Consider the following 16,269-nt stretch of genomic DNA (forward strand, 5'->3'; position numbering starts at 1 on the left):
ATGCAGCTCGGACTCATCGGTCTCGGCAAGATGGGCGGCAACATGCGCGAGCGGATCCGCCGCGCGGGCCACACCGTCGTCGGCTACGACCGCAACCCCGAGGTCTCGGACGTCAAGAGCCTCAACGAACTCGTCGAGAAGCTCGAAGCGCCGCGAGTGGTCTGGGTGATGGTCCCGGCCGGCGCCCCCACCCAGTCGACGATCGACGAACTCGCCGCTCTGCTCTCCCCCGGCGACGTCGTGGTGGACGGCGGCAACTCCCGCTGGACGGACGACGAGAAGCACGCCGCCGAGCTCGGCATCAAGGGCATCGGCTTCATCGACGCGGGTGTCTCCGGCGGGGTGTGGGGCCTGGAGAACGGCTACGCGCTGATGGTCGGCGGTGACAGGGAGCACGTCGACCGGCTCCAGCCGATCTTCGACGCGCTCAAGCCGGAGGGGCCGTACGGCTACGTCCACGCGGGCAGGGTCGGCGCCGGGCACTTCTCGAAGATGGTCCACAACGGCATCGAGTACGCCATGATGCAGGCCTACGCCGAGGGCTGGGAACTGCTGGAGAAGGTCAAGTCGGTGGAGAACGTCCGCGAGGTCTTCCGCTCCTGGCAGGAGGGCACCGTCATCCGCTCCTGGCTGCTCGACCTGGCGGTCAACGCCCTGGACGAGGACGAGCACCTGGTCAAGCTGCGCGGTTACGCCGAGGACTCCGGCGAGGGTCGCTGGACCGTCGAGGCCGCCATCGACAACGCGGTGCCGCTGCCCGCCATCACGGCGTCCCTCTTCGCCCGGTTCGCCTCGCGGCAGGACGACTCCCCGCAGATGAAGATGATCGCCGCGCTGCGCAACCAGTTCGGCGGCCACGCGGTCGAGTCCACGAAGGAGTAACCAGCCGTGGGCGCGCTCCTGCCGGTCCGCCACGGCGCGACCGACTGGAGCGTCACGGGGAAGCACACCGGCTTCACCGGCCTCCCGCTCACCCAGCGGGGCGAGGAACAGGCAAGTCTCTCGCCCCGCTGCTCGCCGGACGCACCTTCGCCCGCTTCCTCACCAGCCCACTGGACCGCGCCCTGCGCACCGCCCACCTCGCCGGTCCGTCCGGCGCGGTCCCCGACCCGGATCTCCACGTGGGGGCTCCTCCCGCTCGAAGAGCTCGGGGAGGGACCACGGCGGCCACGAGGGCGTCACCACCGCCGAGATCCACCGCACCCGCCCCGATCGGTACCTGTGGACCGACGGTCCCCACCGGGCCCGACCGGTCACCCCGGCGAGTCGCCGGACGCGATCGGGACGCGCGCCGACCGGGTACCGGCCCGCGTCGTTCCCGCCCCGCCGAGGACGACGCGGTCCCCGTGGCCCACACCCACCTCCTGCGGTGCTCACCGCCCGCCGCCTCGACCTCACGGCCGCCGAGTGCCGGCTGTTCCAGCCGGTCACGGGTACGCTCAGCCGGCTCTCCACCGAGCCCGGCCGGCCCGTGGTCGCGGAATGGGACACGCAGCCGTGACCAGTACGTCAGCAACAGCAGCAGAGGCGGACGGAGGGGTGGACCTCCTGGCACCGGCGCAGGCACGGGCTTCTACAATCGCGGGCACCAACCCGTCCGGAGGAACCCGATGACCAGCGTCGACGAACCGGCACGACCAGGCGGCCGCATCCGCGACGCCGCCCGTACGAAGGCCGAGATCCTCGACGTGGCCACCCAGGAGTTCGCGCGCGCCGGGTACGACGGGGCCCGGGTCGACGAGATCGCCGCCCGCACCCGCACCACCAAGCGGATGATCTACTACTACTTCGGCGGCAAGGAGCAGCTGTTCACGGCCGTCCTGGAGCGGGCGTACGGGGTGATCCGCCAGGCCGAACAGGAACTGGACGTCGAGCACCTGGACCCGGTGGCGGCCATCCGCCGGCTCGCGGAGCTCACCTTCGACCACCATGAGCAGCACCCGGACTTCATCCGCCTGGTCGGCATCGAGAACATCCACGGCGCCGAGCACATCGCCGCCTCCGCGGAGCTGGGCGCGATCGGTTCGCCGGCCCTGGAGGTCACCGGCCGCATCCTGGCGGCGGGCCGGGCGTCGGGGCTGTTCACGGCGGACGTCGACGCCGTCGACCTGCACGCGCTGATCAGCTCGTTCTGCTTCTTCCGCGTCGCCAACCGGCACACCTTCGGCGTCCTGTTCGGCCGCGACCTGGTCGCCGCCGGCCGGCGCGAGCACTACCGCCGGATGCTCGGGGACATGGTGATCGCGTACCTGACGGCGGACCGCACGGAGGACTGACCTCCCCGCGGACGGCCCGGCAGCACCTCTTGGCACCGGGGACACGGGCGCAACATCCCAGCCACTGCTACTGACCGTCCGGGCCTGTGGTCCGGGGACCCCGACCCCCTGCCCTCGCCGCTCCCCCGGCGAACGCCCGCGCACGCATCGCACCCCCGCGCCCGCCCCGGGCCGGGTCGCACCCCGCGCGCCCGCCGTCCGAGTGGCCCGCACCCCGTGTGACCCGACCGCCATCCGCGCGCCCTAGCCTGGCGGCATGCCCCCTGATCCGTCCCGTCGTCCCGTACGCGCCCTGACGCTGGCCGCCTCCGTCCTCGCCGCACGAACCCGCTCGTGCCGGCCGTCGGAGGCACCCGTGCCGGCACCGGCCGGGCGCCCCATCCGGCGCGTGCCCGGGCGTGTGCTGCACCTGGTCACCGAAGGGCTGCCGCACCAGCGCACGGGCTACACCCTGCGCACCCAGGCGCTCGTCCGGGCGCAGTGGGAGGCGGGGCTCGATCCGCATGTGGTGACGCGCATCGGCTTCCCGGTCACCCACGGCGTGTTCGACGCGCGGTCGCTGGATCTGCTGGACGGAGTGCCCCAGCACCGGCTCCTGCCCCGGTGGCTGCCCCACGGCGGCGGACCGCTCCTCGCGCGCAACGCCGAGCTGGCCGCGCGGCTCGTCGAACGGCTGCGGCCCTCGGTGCTGCACGCGGCGAGCGACCACGGCAACGGTCGTGTGGCGCTCGCCCTGCGCGAGGCGTTCGGGCTTCCCGTGGTCTACGAGGTCCGCACCCTCCCGGCGGAGCCCCGCCGGACGCGGCCTCCCGGGCGTCCGGCCGCCGGCGGACCGGCCCGTGCCCTGTCCCCGTCGGAGACGTACTGCCTGCGCGAGGCCGACGCCGTGCTCGCGCCCAGCGATACGGTGAAGGCCGAGATCCTCGCGCGCGGCGTGCCCGAGGAGCGGGTGCGCGTCGTCCCGGACGTCGTCGATCCCGTCGTCCTTCAGCCCCCGCCCGACGGCAGCGATCCGCGCGCCTGGTGGGGCATCGTCGCCCGTGACCGCACCTGGTCGCAGATCGCCGCCACGACCCGCGCCACGTATCAAGCACTGGGATGCCTGTGAGACGTCCGGCGCGCCGCAGCCATGCGCTGGACCGGCCCCGCCGACACAGCAGCAGGCGGTAGCCGTCCGGGTCCTCGGTCCTGACACCCCCACTCGTTCCCGCAGGGGTTGGGTGAGAGCACCCGCTTGGTCACGGGGCCACAGGCCGTACCTCCCAGGACCGCCCTCAGGTGCCGCTGTCGACACTCTCGTCGAGCAGCGGTCCGAGTTCGCGCGCCACGGTCGTCAGGGCCCGGTCGTCCCGTTCGGCGCGGGCGATCAGCAGGGCACCCTCCAGGGCGCTGATCATGAGCGTCGCGAGTGGCTCCGCGCGGGCCGCCGGGACTCCCATGTCCGTCAGCGCCTCGGTGATGGGGCGTGCCCAGTGGGCGAACGCCGCCGCGGCCGCGGCTCGGGTGGAGTCGGTGGACTGTGCGCAGTCCACCGCGGCGGCGGCCACCGGGCAACCGCCCTCGAAGCCGGTGTCGGCGAACTCCTCCGTCCACTGCCGGACCATCGCGGCGAACAGCCCGCTCGGTGCCGGCTCGGCCATCGACGCGAGGAAGCGGGCGATCCGCTCGGCGGCGTACCGGCCGGCCCACTCCAAGGCCTCGTTGACGAGCTGTTCCTTGCCGCCGGGGAAATAGTGCTGGAGCGAGCCGCGCGGTGCCCGCGCGTGTGCGGCGACGTCCCGCATGCCGGTCGCCGTGACGCCGTCGCGCCGGATCAGCTGGGCCGCGCTGAAGACCATCCGCTCGCGTGGCCCGCGCTCGGACACCGCCATCGTGACCTCCGTCCCGATCTGTCGGCCCCCACCCTATGACCGCCGTCATAAAGGCCGCTACTATGACCGCTGTCATAACTCCTGACGACGCCTCGCACGAAGGGCGGTCCCCATGGACGTCGGCTTCATCGGTCTCGGGGTCATGGGTCAGCCGATGGCGCTCCGGATGGTCCGGGCCGGCACCCCGCTCCTGGTCTGGAACCGCACGGCCGCCCGCACCGACCCGCTGCGCGCGGCCGGCGCCGGGGTGGCGGCGGATCCCGCCGAGGTGTTCGCGCGGACGGGCGTGGTGATCCTCATGCTGGCCGACGACCTCGCGATCGACTCCGTCCTCGGCCGCGGCACACCGCACTTCGCGGCACGCGTCGCCGGGCGCATCGTGGTGCACATGGGTACGACGTCGCCGGACTACTCACGCGCCCTCGAGGCCGATGTGCACGCGGCGGGCGGCCGCTATGTCGAGGCGCCGGTCTCCGGGTCGAGGGTGCCCGCGGAGAGCGGGCGGTTGGTGGCGATGCTGGCCGGGGACGCGTCGGCCGTGCAGCTCGTACGGCCGCTGCTGGCGCCGCTGTGCCGGGAGACGTTCGTCTGCGGAGCCGCGCCCAACGCCCTGCTGACGAAGCTCTCGGTCAACCTGTTCCTGATCACGCTGGTGACCGGGCTGTCGGAGGCGTACCACTTCGCGGACCGGCACGGCCTGGACCGGCGGCTCCTCCTGGACGTGCTGGACGCGGGCCCCATGGCCAGCGGGGTGTCCCGTATGAAGGCGCCCAAGCTGTACGCCCGCGATTTCGCGGTGCAGGCGTCGGCCCACGACGTGCTGAAGAACAACCGGCTGATCGCCGGGGCCGCCCGCGAGGCGGGGGTCGCCTCGCCGTTGCTCGACGTCTGCCACGCCCTGTTCGAGGAGACCGTGACGCTCGGCCACGGCCACGAGGACATGGTGGCCGTCCTGCACGCGATCGAGTCCCGCACCCAGGACGGCCTCGAAGGTCGCCTCCCGGGGCACTAACCCCGGTTCATCCCCTTGGGGATGCCGTACGCGCGCTCGACATGCAGGCGCAGCACCAGGCGGCGGTCGCGGACCATGGCGGCGCGGTACTCGTCCCAGTCCGGGTGCTCGCCCAGGACGTCGCGGTAGAGCCGGATGAGTTCCTCGACCGTCGCGTCGTACGGGTCCTCGGCGACGGGCGAGAGCTCGGCGGTGCCCTCGACGACCGAGTACGCCCGCCGGTCGGCGCTCGTGACGTGGTAGGAGGCCCTGGGGTCCCGGCGCAGGTTGCGGGTCTTGGCGCGGTCGTCGGTGATCGAGACCCGGACGATCCGCTCGTCGGTGTCATAGGAGTGGCTGACGTTCGACAGCTGCGGCCGGCCGTCCCGCTTGAGGGTGACCAGCACCCCACCTCGGACTTCGGAGAGCAGCGCGAGCAGTGCGTTCTGTGTCCCGTCCTGAGTCATACCCGGGTCAACCCGCCGGGCCGAGCCGCGCATTCCCGCAGGGAACGCTGTCACAGGAGCGGTCACGCACCGCAGGACGTGCGGGTCCCGGTCGCACGGGGAACCATGAAAGGTTGGCCCCGGAAGCCCGGGACCGCACCGGGAGGGAGGAGAACGATGGGACACCTGCGGCAGGAGGTCGAGCCGGAGGAGGTCGGCCTCGACGCGAAGGCGCTGGACCGCCTGGACCAGCACTTCGCACACCAGGTCGACGACGGCCGGCTGCCCGGCTACCTGGTGGCCGTCGCCCGGCACGGCCGCATGGCCCACCTCACCACGTACGGACACCGCGACGTGGCCGAGCGGCTTCCGGTCGCGACCGACACGCTGTGGCGGATGTACTCGATGACCAAACCGGTCACGTCCGTCGCCGCGCTGATCCTGATGGAGGAGGGCCGTTTCGGGCTGGACACGCCCGTCGCGGACTTCCTGCCGGCGTTCGCCGAGCCCCGGGTGTACGTGGACGGCTCCGGACCGGCCGTGCGGACCCGCCCCGCGGAACGGCCCATCCTGGTCCGCCATCTGCTCACGCACACGGCCGGCCTGACGTTCGGCTTCTACCACTCCCACCCCGTGGACGCGCTGTACCGGGAGGCGGGCATCGACTCGTCCGTGGTGCCCGGCACGGACCTCGCTCAGACCTGCGAGGCGTACGCGCGGCTGCCACTGCAGTTCGAACCGGGCACGCAGTGGAACTACTCGGTGGCGACCAACGTCCTGGGCCGGCTCGTCGAGGTCGCCTCGGGCCGGGACCTGGACGCCTTCCTCGCCGAACGGGTCTTCGGGCCGCTCGGCATGGAGGACGCCGGTCTGCACGTCACCGAGTCCCAGGCGCCGCGCCTCGCGGAGTTGTACGGCGAGACGGACGGCGGCGGCATCACCCCGGTCCCCGGCCTGCCGCTGCACGGACGGCCCCGTCTTCTCTCGGGGAGCGGCGGCATGGTGGCGTCGGCGTACGACTACCACCGCTTCATGGAGTTCCTGCGCCGCGGCGGTGAGCTCGACGGCACCCGGCTGCTGTCCGCCGAGACGGTCACCGCGATGACCTCGAACCACCTCCCGGGCGACGCCGATCTGCGGTCCTACGGCAGCCGGGCGCACCGCGAGCCCGGCAAGGCGGGTCTCGGTTTCGGCCTGGGCGTCTCCGTCGTCACCGACCCGGCACTCACCCGGTCCCCGGCGGTGCGGGGCGCGTTCGGCTGGAGCGGGGTGGCCACCACCACCTTCTGGGTGGACCCGCGCCACGACCTGACGGTCCAGTTCCTCACCCAGCTGCGGCCCACCGGCTCGCACACGGTCTACCCGGAGCTGAAGCGGCTCGTGCACGAGGCCCTGCCGGGACGTGTCAGATCCGCGGCGTGAACACCGGCGCCGGCCCGTCCCCGACCGGTTCTGCGAGCCGTTCCGCCTCAGGCCCCGCCCGGCTCCCCTGTCCCGGCCCGAAGTGCCCGGACCGCCGCCTCGAAGTGTTCCCGGCAGCGGCCCCAGGCGCCGCCCACCTCGAAGTCCAGCAGCAGCGGAGTGAGCGCGGCCGAGAAGTCGGTGCTCGCCTCCAGGGGCAGCAGGGACGGCAGGTTGTCGATGGCGATGAGGTCGAGCACGGGCTGTTCGCGCAACCGGCGCACCGGGTGCTCCCAGTCGGTCGGGGTGTCGTAGACCGGCAGGAGGTTCAGGGGCGAGCCCACGTCGGCCGTCACGTCGCACAGGGTGCGCAGCCGGCGGCCGGGTTCGTCGAGGTCCTTGTCCGTCAGGAAGGGCGGAGCGGGACGGTTCGTCATGACGGTGTTGACCAGCAGCTCGTGGCCGAGCAGGGCTTGACGGTCCAGGTCCCGGGTCTCGGCCTGGTCCCAGCAGGTGGGGTCGGCTCCGGCGACGCCGAGCGCGACCCGGGCGCCGCGTCCGCTGCGGCCGAGGGCGCCGATCACCAGCGCCCGCACCTCGCCCGAGGCGGCGCGCAGTTGCTCGTCCAGCTCTTCCTTGGACGTCGGCCGCAGCGGCGCGGTCAGCCGGCCCCGGTGCTGGAGCAGGGCGAGTGCGGCGCCCAGGTAGCCGGCCCAGTAGCCGAAGGCGACCAGCCGCCGCCCGTCGTCGTCGACCAGGTACTCCAGGTCCAGCAGGGCGCCGCCGCCCGCGGTGAACCGGCGCAGCAGGGCCTCGGCGCCGGGCTGCCCCTTGTACGCGTGCCCGAAGAACAGGTGGCGGTGGACCAGCGCGGCGGGCTCGTCGGGGAGTTCCTTCAGGCCGGCGATCACCGCGTCGGGCGGCGCCGTCACCCAGGACCCCGGCTCGACGACACGGCAACCCACCTGCTCGTACGCCTCGGCCGGGAACACCCGCTGCGCAGAGTCCTCGACCGTGAGGGTCACGCCGCTCTCGACCAGGCGCCGGGCGTCGGACGGCACGATCGGGGTGCGCCGTTCGGTGGTGCGGGACTCGTGGCGGAGCCACAGGTGGAGTGCGGTCATGGCGGTTGACCTCCGGGCGCGGGGCGTCGGCGGTGTGAGGGCCGACGCCGACGGGGGCTGACGTCGACGAAGGGTACGCGCCCGGGGCGGAGATCCCGGTGGTGTCGCGGGCCCCTGACGACGGCACCGGGAGCGGGCTCTTCAGGCGGCCCGTACGGTCGTACCCTCGGTGGTCTCCTCCTGTCGGGGCACGCCGATCAGGACCAGCGTCACATCGTCGTCGTGGGCGGCCGTGTCCGGAATGAGGGTCTCGATCAGCCGGGCCGTGGCCTGGTCGAGGATCTCCGGGTCCGCCGGCGCGCCCGCCAGGGCGAGGTCGAGACTGTGCGCGAGGACGTCGATCTGGGCGTCGATGTCGGTGCCCGGCCGCTCGACCAGTCCGTCGGTGTAGAGGGCGAGCGTGCTGCCCGGTGGCAGCCGATGGGTCGCCTGCCGGTACGGCCCGCCGCCGCACACCTCGCTGACGCCCAGCGGCACGCTGACCGGTGCCTGCAGCCGGCCGGCGGGCCCGTCCGGGGGAAGGGCGATGACCGGCAGGTGTCCGGCCGAGCACAGGGTGACCTCGTGGGCGCCCTGGTCCACCACCAGGTAGACGCAGGTCACGAGCTGGTCCGCCAGGTCGCTGACGAACGCGTCGAGCCCGGCCATGAGCCGGCTGGGCGATACGCCCGTTCGGGCCAGCGCGTGGGAGGCGGCGCGCAGCTGCCCCATGACGGCCGCCGCGTCCAGGCCCCGGCCCATCACGTCGCCGATGACGACGCCGGTGCGGTCCCGGTCGAGGGGAATGATGTCGAACCAGTCGCCGCCGACCCCGGGATCCTGGACGGAGGCGAGGTACCGGTAGGCGCTGGGAAGGTGCGGCAGGCGGGGCGGCTCGCCCATGAGGCTGTGCTGCAGGGTGTAGGCGATGCGCCGTTGCTGCTCGTAGCGCTCGGCGCGTTCGGCCTCGGCCTGTCTGCGTTCGGTGATGTCCCGCACGGTCAGGAACAGCACGGTCTCCTGCTCCGCCTGGAGGGTGCTGACGCTCACCTCGACCGGGAACTCACTGCCGTCGCTGCGCATCCCGTACAGGTCCCTGTCCAGGACCATCGGCTTCGGGTCGCTCAGGCGCAGATAGGCGTTGAGGAGCGCGCCGTGGCGCCGGCGCCGCGGGCCGGCCACCAGGTCGACTACGCCGGCGCCGACGAGGTCGTCCGGTTCATGGCCGAAGAGTCGTCGCACCTGTGCGTTGGCCATGACGATGGTGCCGGCGCCGTCCGTGATCAGGGTGGCGTCGGGTGCCGATTCCAGCAGTGCGAGGAAGCGCCGGTTGGCCCGCTCCACCTCGCGCTGAGCGGCGACCCGCTGGGTGACGTCGGTGACGATCCCGCACAGGGCGTAGGGCCTGCCGGACGGATCGTTGAGGGGGAACAACGTGGTGAGCACGTCCCGTGGGCCGTCCGCGAGGAGGAGGCGCTCCTCCCGTTGCACGGGAGTGCCGTGTGCCAGCATGCCGAGGTCGGCGGCCCACGCCTGACGCGCGAGGTCGGGCGGCAGGACGTCCCAGTCCAGGCGGCCCAGCACTTGTTCGCGGGACAGACCCGTGCTCTCCTCGAACATCGAGTTGACGGCCAGGAAGCGGCCGTCCAGGTCCTTGATGAACACCACCGCGGGCGTGCGGTCCATGAACGCCTGGAGCAGTTCGTTCTGCCGCACCTGCCCTTCGGCGCGGGCGTGCGCCACCTCGATCCGGCGGCCCACGGCCAGGGCGACCAGGACGACCACGGTGAACACGATCACCAGCCCGCACACCAGCAGCGCGATGCCCAGCCGCTTCCCGTACAGTCCGACGTCCTCACCGGCCAGGACGGCCCAGCCCAGCAGCAGCGGCATGACCAGGATGGTGGCGAACAGCCGGCGCCCCAGCGCGCCCGTGGTGCCGGCGTTCGTCAGCAGTCCCGCGGGGCCCTCGTCCGGCCGGGCCAGGAACACGGCGATGCCCAGCAGCACCGTGGCGAGGGCGGTGTGCAGGGCCATGCCGGTGTAGACGCCGAACCGCTCCAGCTCGGGCACGGCGTAGACGAACCCGTAGAGCCGCAGAACGCCGAGGGCGAGGATGGCCAGACCCGGGATCTGACTGGTCCAGGCGGGCAGTCGGGAGGTGCTCGCACACAGTGACGCGACGCCGCCGAGCGTCAGTGCCGCAGCCGTGTTCGGTGCCATCCGTCCGGGCATCCCCGGAGTCGTCGAAGCGGTGTCGTCATGGAAGAGGAGCTCGTCGATGCCCAGGCGCGTCCCCGTCAGGTACTCCAGCACGGTGAGTCCGCCGATCAGGGCGGCCAGCACGGCGGCTGCCCGGGCCAGGGTGACCGCCCGCGGGGTCACGGGTCCGAGAGCCACCAGGAAGACGGACAGGCCCACCGCCAGCAGGGCCACGGCGGCGTTCGGCTTCATGGGCGCGGCAACGCCCGGCAGCACGCTTTTCAGGACACCGATCCCGAGGATCCAGCCGGCCAGGCCCACCGCGCCCAGCGCGGCGGCCACCAGGGACGCGCCCTGGGCCACGACGCGAGCAGCGGCCAGGGCGGGCTCGCGGAACGGCAGCCCCCCGCCCTGCTGTGTGCGCATCACCAATCATCACCTTGGTCGAAACGACCTTGTCGGCACAATTGGCTCAAGTATCGCAAAAAGCGTCATGGGTGCAGACGGCGACGGAGGCAGCGCCGCCTGTCACAAGGGGTGCGGCCCGGTGCGCGGCGGCCGGCGCCGGACGGCCGCCGCGCGGACCGCTCACGAGGACTGCACCACCGCGTCCAGGTGCGGCAGGTAGTGGTCGAGCCGCTCCCGCTTGGTGCGCAGGTAGGTGATGTTGTTCTCGCACGGCGGTATCAGCAGCGACACCTGCTCGTCGACCTTGATGCCGTGCCGCAGCAGCGCCTCCCGCTTGCGCGGGTTGTTGGAGAGCAGCCGCACGGACCGTACGCCGAGGTCGTGCAGGATCTCCGCCGCGACCCGGTAGTCGCGGGCGTCCACCGGCAGGCCGAGGGCGAGGTTGGCCTCGACCGTGTCCAGGCCTTCCGACTGCAGCTTCATCGCGCGCAGCTTGGCCAGCAGGCCGATGCCCCGGCCCTCGTGGCCGCGCAGGTAGACGACGATGCCGCGACCCTCGGCCACGACCTGCCTGAGGGCGGTGGAGAGCTGGGGCCCGCACTCGCAGTGCGTGGACCCGAAGGCGTCCCCGGTCAGACACTCGGAATGCAGGCGGACGAGCATGCCCTCTTCCTCGATGTCGCCGTACACCAGCGCAACTTGCTCGTCGCCGCGGTCGTGGTCGAGGTAGCCGACGGCCTGGAAATCACCGTACTTGGTGGGCAGGGGGGCATTCACGACTCGGGTGACCCCGGTGGGGACGTTCGCGATCCGGGTGACTCCCGAGGGGGCGTTCCCGCCGAGCACGCCGTCAACGTCTGTCATGATCTGATTCCTATCTGGTAAGCGCAGGCGGTACGAGACGAAAGGCCGTGAAAAAGATGAGCGGTTCGGGAACTGCGGATACTGCCGGGGGTCACATCTCGGGTGTGCTCCCGTCGGACACCTCGCGGGACGTACGGGAGCGGGCGAAGGGTTCGCACCGCCAGGTGGCCGTCCTTCCCGTGGGCAGTTTCGAACAGCACGGCCCGTACCTTCCGTTGGCGACCGACACCCTGGTCGCCTGCGCGATCGCCCGCGAGCTGGCCGCCTCGTATCCGGTTCACCTCCTTCCTCCGGTGACGATCTCCTGCTCGCACGAGCACGCGGCGTGGCCGGGAACGGTGAGCATCTCCTCCGTCACCCTCCATGCGGTCGTACGGGACATCGCAGCATCGCTCGAACGCTCGGGCGTCGAGGCCCTGGTCGTGGTCAACGGTCACGGCGGGAATTACGTCCTCGGCAATGTCGTCCAGGAAGGCAATGCCGTCCGGGATTCCTCGGGCCGGGGCGTGCGGATGGCGCTTTTCCCGGCCCCGGAGGACTGGGAGTCGGCCCGGGAACGGGCGGGGGTGCGCACCTCGCTGCTCAGCGACATGCATGCCGGGGAAATCGAGACCTCCATTCTTCTGCACTGTCATCCCGAATTGGTCGGGCCCGGTCACGAGACCATGGATTTCATCGCCGACGACCGACGTCATCTACTCACCCTCGGCATGTCGGCCTATACGGCGTCCGGTGTCATCGGGCGTCCTTCGCTCGCTTCCGCGGAGAAGGGGAAGCAGTTGCTCGCGACGCTCGCCGAGTCCTTCGAGCCGTATTTCTCCCTGGTCGCCTCGGACGACGGCGACGGCAGTGCGACGCAGCGCCACTGACGCCGCGTCAGGAAGGGTGCGGAAGCCGAGCGGGCGCGGCGGGTGTGCGGACGGGGGACGCGGAGCGCGTGGGGGGTGCGCTCCGCGTCCGGTACGGGGGGCCGGGAGAGGGCTGCGGGGGCTTCGCCCTCGCCGGCGGCGTTCTCCGTCGCGGCGCGCGGGTGCCGAAGGCTCGTGCACCAGCGGGCGAGGAGGACGAGTACGCCGGGCAGGCTCGCCACGAAGCTGAGGACGCCGTAGACGACCGCGACGCCCAGCCCGGTGTCCGCACCGAGGCCCGCCGCGCCGAAGGCCCAGGCGGTGACGCCCTCGCGGGGGCCGAAGCCGCCGATGTTCAGCGGCAGGCCCATCGCGATGAGCGCGAGCAGCGCCAGCGGCAGCAGCGTGGCCGGGGAGGCGTGCGATCCGGCGACCCGCGCGGCCACCAGGAACATCAGCAGGTGCCCGGCGAGCACGATCACCGACGACAGCAGGACGGACGGCCAACTGCCGCGGGCCAGCAGGGCGGTGCGCGCCTCGGCGAGCACGGCGCCGAGGGCCCGGCGGCGGGACGGGCGGGGGGCGCGGCCCATGCGGACCGCCACGACGACGGAGAGCGCGCCGAGCGTGGCGAGCGCCGTCAGGCCGGCCAGCTGACGGGCCTGGACCTGCACCGGCGAGGGCAGCGTGAGCAGCACCGGGACGCCCACCGCGACCAGGGCCACCTGGCCGGCGGTGCGCTCCAGGACCACGGCGCGCACCCCGCGGCCCACATCACCGGCGCTCTGCCCGTGCCGCACCGCGCGGTGCACGTCGCCGAGGACGCCGCCGGGGAGCGCCGCGTTGAGGAACAGGGCGCGGTAGTAGTCGGCGACGGCTGCGCCGAACGGCAGCCTGATACCGAGCGCGTGGGCGACCCGGCACCAGCGCCAGGCGCTGAACACGGTGGTCAGCATGCCGATCCCGAGTCCGGCGAGCAGGATCGGCACATCGATCCGCCGCAGCCCGTCGAGCAGCACCCCGGTCCCGAGCCGCCACAGCAGCAGACCGAGGATGAGCGCCCCGGCGACGGTCCCGACGTGGGCGCGCAGGGCGCGCGGGACCCGGCGGCGCGACGGCGCCGGGATGGGGGTGGCGGGCGCCACGGGGGCGGTTTCCGCCACGGGTCCGAGCGCCTCCTGCGCCGTCGCCGCAGCCGCCGTGCGCGTCGTCATCACGCGCCTCCCGTCGGGTGGGGCAGGACCAGTACGTCGCTGTGGTGGACCACGACGCGCAGATCGCCCGCCGCACAGGCGGCCAGGCGTTCCCGCAGATACGTCGCTGCGCGGGCCGCGAGGTCAGGGCACTGTTCCACGGCCGCGCCGACCCAGCCGCGCAGCCACTCCTGCGTCAACTCCCGCTGCTCGGCGCCGAGTCGCCAGGGACTCGGATGGACCCGAACGCTCGCCCCGAGCCGGTCGAAGGCCTCGCAGGCCGCGCCCAGGGCATCGGGGCCGAGGAGGTCACCGCGCCGTTGGTGGGCGTTGAACGCCTCGCCGACCTCCCGGTCCATGGGGTGCCCGGGCGTCAGTTCCACGCGGCCCACGACGGAGAGGGTCAGCAGCGCCGGACAGCCCGCGTCCACGCAGGCCCGCGCCAGCGTGTCGATCTCGTCGGCGGTGAGCACGTCCAGCAGCGCGGACGCGGTCACCAGCGACGCCCCGGTGAGCGCGTCGGCGGTGAGCCGTCCGATGTCGCCGCGCTGGGTGGTGACGGTCACCCGGCTGCCGTCGGCCGCCGCGCGGGGTGCCCCCACCGACGCGAAGTGCAGCAGGTAGGGGTCCCGGTCGTGCAGCACCCAGTGCTGGGTGCCGTCGAGCAGCGGGGCGAGCCAGCGGCCCATGGACCCGGTGCCGCAGCCCAGGTCGTGCACGATGATCCCGGGGCCGCTCCGGGGTCGGTTCGCCAGCCGGATCCGCAGCGGGTCGAGCAGCTCGTGCGCCCGCGCCGCCGCGTCGGCGGGCTCCCGCAACGTCAGCCACTGCGGGGCGTACCGGGGCACCTCGCTCTCGCCGCCGCCGGGGGCGGGGACCGCGGGGAGCGCCGCGGGCTCCGGTTCCGTGGACGTCTCGGACCCCGTCGACGTCGTACCCGTGCTCATGCCGCCCTCCGAGGGTCGTGTCCCAGCCGGCCCAGCACACCCGCCAGGCTGCGTGCGGTGGTCGCCCAGCCGTCCAGTGCCGCCCGGCGGCCGCGCGCGGCGGCCTTGAGCCGGCGCCGTACGTCCGCTTCGCCGAACCAGCCGCGCAGCTCCGCGGCGATCGCGGCGGGGTCCTCCGGCGGGACGAGGATGCCGGGCACCCCGCCGTCCGGAGCGCGCCCGACCGCCTCCGGGAGGCCTCCGACGTCGGTGGCGAGGACCGGGACGCCGCGCGCCAGGGCCTCGGTGACGGCCATGCCGTACGTCTCGGCGTACGAGGTGAGGACCATGAGGTCGGCTGAGGCGTAGCTCGCCTCGAGTTCGGCACCGGACTGCGGACCGGCCAGGTGCAGCCGGTCGCCGAGTCCGTGCTCGTCGATGAGGGAGCGCAGCCGCTCGACGTACTCCGGGTCGTGGCCGAGGCCGCCGACGCACACGCAGCTCCACGGCAGGTCCTTGACCGTGGCGAGGGCCTCGATGAGCCGGTGCTGCCCCTTGCGGGGGGTGACGGCGGCGACGCACAGCAACCGGGAGACGCCGTCGGTTCCCGGGGCCATGGGAGCGATGTCGGCGCCGGGGGCTGCGACATGGACCCGTTCGGGGGCGAGGCCGTGGTGGGAGACCAGTCGGCGCACCGCCCAGTCGCTGGTGGCGACCACGGCGGGTACGGCCCGCAGGGTGGCGCGCTCCTTGGCGTCGAGTTCGGCCGCGGCCTCGGGGTCGAGACCGGTCTCGTCGCCGAGCGGCAGGTGCACCAGCACGGCGAGGCGCAGGCGTTCGGCCTCGGGCACGACGATCTCCGGGACGCCGCAGGCGACCAGGCCGTCGAGCAGGACGACCGTGCCGTCGGGCAGGTCGCGCAGCGTCCGGGCGAGTTGCGCCCTGGCCTGCGCGCCGGGGCGGGGCCAGGAACCCTCGACCAGGTGCCTTTCCACCTGCCAGCCGAAGCCGGGCAGGTCCAGGCAGATACGGCGGTCGTAGGCGTTGCCCCCGCTCGGGGTGGCCGGGTCGTCGACGCCGCCCGGCATCACGAAGTGCACGGTGCGCAGGGACATGGGGATGATGTCGGCGTTCCCGAGGGCGGCGTTCTGCACGGGCACATAGCCGAGACGGGGCTGGGCGGGCTGCCCGGTGGTGTTCACGGACGCGTGGTCGATGGTCGTGTCGGTCACAGGGCACGCTCGTAACTCGCCCAGGCGATGTGCGACTCGTGCAGCGTGACGGTGATGGCTGCGATGCCCCGGGCGCTCTCGCCCAGGGCGCCCTTGTGGATCCGCTCGGCGAGGCGGTCGGCGATCACCTTGGCCAGGAACTCCGTCGAGGTGTTGGTGTTCGCGAAGTCCGGCTCGTTGTCGAGGTTGCGGTAGTTGAGCTCGCTCACCACCGCCCCCAGCTCCTGCGTGGCCAGTCCGATGTCGACGACGATGTTGTCGTCGTCCAGCTCGGCGCGGCGGAAGGTGGCGTCCACGAGGAACGTCGCTCCGTGCAGGCGCTGCGCGGGGCCGAAGACCTCGCCGCGGAAGCTGTGGGCGACCATCAGGTGATCGCGGACGGTGATGCTGAACAACGGACGACCCTCCAGGTGCGGTGCGTCTGGTCCCCTTCCGGGGTATGCCGTGTAGTACGGCTGACCCCTCCGCGTTGTTCAGCTGCCCGTTCTCCTTGTTCGGAGGTTCCTCG

General features: G+C 72.9%; 14 protein-coding genes and 2 pseudogenes. 7 read left to right on the forward strand and 9 right to left on the reverse strand.

Annotated elements, in window-relative coordinates:
• From gnd to AC5WS8_RS03560, 4 genes and pseudogenes are all read left to right on the forward strand, one after another.
• Complete coding sequence (gene gnd, locus AC5WS8_RS03545; RefSeq protein WP_496101746.1) at positions 1 to 882, forward strand: phosphogluconate dehydrogenase (NAD(+)-dependent, decarboxylating); 882 nt, start codon at positions 1 to 3, stop codon at positions 880 to 882.
• A 6-nt stretch (positions 883 to 888) separates the two neighbouring features.
• A pseudogene (locus AC5WS8_RS03550) lies at positions 889 to 1,501 on the forward strand (histidine phosphatase family protein).
• A 109-nt stretch (positions 1,502 to 1,610) separates the two neighbouring features.
• Positions 1,611 to 2,276, forward strand: a complete 666-nt coding sequence (locus AC5WS8_RS03555; protein WP_496101747.1) for a TetR/AcrR family transcriptional regulator — start codon at positions 1,611 to 1,613, stop codon at positions 2,274 to 2,276.
• Between the two features lie 256 nt (positions 2,277 to 2,532).
• Positions 2,533 to 3,384: a glycosyltransferase gene (locus AC5WS8_RS03560; RefSeq protein ID WP_496101748.1), complete on the forward strand. Its 852-nt coding sequence runs from the start codon at positions 2,533 to 2,535 to the stop codon at positions 3,382 to 3,384.
• Positions 3,385 to 3,550: 166 nt separating this feature from the next.
• Here the strand turns inward: AC5WS8_RS03560 and AC5WS8_RS03565 are convergent, their stop codons facing one another.
• Positions 3,551 to 4,147, reverse strand: coding sequence for a TetR/AcrR family transcriptional regulator (locus AC5WS8_RS03565; RefSeq protein ID WP_496101749.1), 597 nt, complete (start codon positions 4,145 to 4,147; stop codon positions 3,551 to 3,553).
• A 112-nt stretch (positions 4,148 to 4,259) separates the two neighbouring features.
• On the opposite strand from AC5WS8_RS03565, the gene AC5WS8_RS03570 reads away from it, so the two are divergent.
• On the forward strand, positions 4,260 to 5,159 hold the full coding sequence (locus AC5WS8_RS03570) for an NAD(P)-dependent oxidoreductase (protein WP_496101750.1): 900 nt from the start codon (positions 4,260 to 4,262) through the stop codon (positions 5,157 to 5,159).
• Here AC5WS8_RS03570 and AC5WS8_RS03575 read toward each other — a convergent pair.
• A complete protein-coding gene (locus AC5WS8_RS03575) occupies positions 5,156 to 5,605 on the reverse strand; it encodes a PPOX class F420-dependent oxidoreductase (RefSeq protein ID WP_496101751.1) in 450 nt (149 codons plus the stop codon). The genes AC5WS8_RS03570 and AC5WS8_RS03575 overlap by 4 nt on opposite strands.
• A gap of 156 nt (positions 5,606 to 5,761) precedes the next feature.
• Between AC5WS8_RS03575 and AC5WS8_RS03580 the strand changes: the two genes are divergently transcribed.
• Positions 5,762 to 7,006, forward strand: coding sequence for a serine hydrolase domain-containing protein (locus AC5WS8_RS03580; protein WP_496101752.1), 1,245 nt, complete (start codon positions 5,762 to 5,764; stop codon positions 7,004 to 7,006).
• Between the two features lie 47 nt (positions 7,007 to 7,053).
• Here the strand turns inward: AC5WS8_RS03580 and AC5WS8_RS03585 are convergent, their stop codons facing one another.
• The 3 genes from AC5WS8_RS03585 to ribA all read right to left on the reverse strand — a co-directional run bounded on the left by AC5WS8_RS03585 (position 7,054) and on the right by ribA (position 11,562).
• A complete protein-coding gene (locus tag AC5WS8_RS03585) occupies positions 7,054 to 8,109 on the reverse strand; it encodes a saccharopine dehydrogenase (protein ID WP_496101753.1) in 1,056 nt (351 codons plus the stop codon).
• 141 nt (positions 8,110 to 8,250) lie between these two features.
• A complete protein-coding gene (locus tag AC5WS8_RS03590) occupies positions 8,251 to 10,716 on the reverse strand; it encodes a SpoIIE family protein phosphatase (RefSeq protein WP_496101754.1) in 2,466 nt (821 codons plus the stop codon).
• Between the two features lie 162 nt (positions 10,717 to 10,878).
• The gene (ribA, locus tag AC5WS8_RS03595) at positions 10,879 to 11,562 is read right to left on the reverse strand and encodes a GTP cyclohydrolase II (RefSeq protein ID WP_496101755.1); all 684 of its coding nucleotides are present in this window, start codon (positions 11,560 to 11,562) and stop codon (positions 10,879 to 10,881) included.
• Between the two features lie 56 nt (positions 11,563 to 11,618).
• Here ribA and AC5WS8_RS03600 point away from each other — a divergent pair, with 56 nt between their 5' ends.
• A complete protein-coding gene (locus AC5WS8_RS03600; RefSeq protein ID WP_496101756.1) occupies positions 11,619 to 12,431 on the forward strand; it encodes a creatininase family protein in 813 nt (270 codons plus the stop codon).
• Positions 12,432 to 12,646: 215 nt separating this feature from the next.
• Here AC5WS8_RS03600 and AC5WS8_RS03605 read toward each other — a convergent pair.
• The 4 genes and pseudogenes from AC5WS8_RS03605 to AC5WS8_RS03620 form a co-directional block, all read right to left on the reverse strand.
• Positions 12,647 to 13,624, reverse strand: a pseudogene (locus AC5WS8_RS03605) (lysylphosphatidylglycerol synthase transmembrane domain-containing protein); the annotation flags it as partial.
• Positions 13,624 to 14,550, reverse strand: a complete 927-nt coding sequence (locus AC5WS8_RS03610; protein WP_496101757.1) for a class I SAM-dependent methyltransferase — start codon at positions 14,548 to 14,550, stop codon at positions 13,624 to 13,626. The gene AC5WS8_RS03610 and the pseudogene AC5WS8_RS03605, both read right to left, overlap by 1 nt.
• The gene (locus AC5WS8_RS03615) at positions 14,547 to 15,761 is read right to left on the reverse strand and encodes a glycosyltransferase family 4 protein (protein WP_496101758.1); all 1,215 of its coding nucleotides are present in this window, start codon (positions 15,759 to 15,761) and stop codon (positions 14,547 to 14,549) included. The genes AC5WS8_RS03610 and AC5WS8_RS03615 overlap by 4 nt, the downstream gene beginning before the upstream one ends.
• A complete protein-coding gene (locus AC5WS8_RS03620; protein ID WP_496101759.1) occupies positions 15,758 to 16,156 on the reverse strand; it encodes a 6-pyruvoyl trahydropterin synthase family protein in 399 nt (132 codons plus the stop codon). Before AC5WS8_RS03620 ends, AC5WS8_RS03615 begins: the two co-directional genes overlap by 4 nt.
• Between the last annotated feature and the right edge of the window lie 113 nt (positions 16,157 to 16,269).

The sequence above is a fragment of the Streptomyces sp. PTL18 genome, from assembly GCF_059510295.1.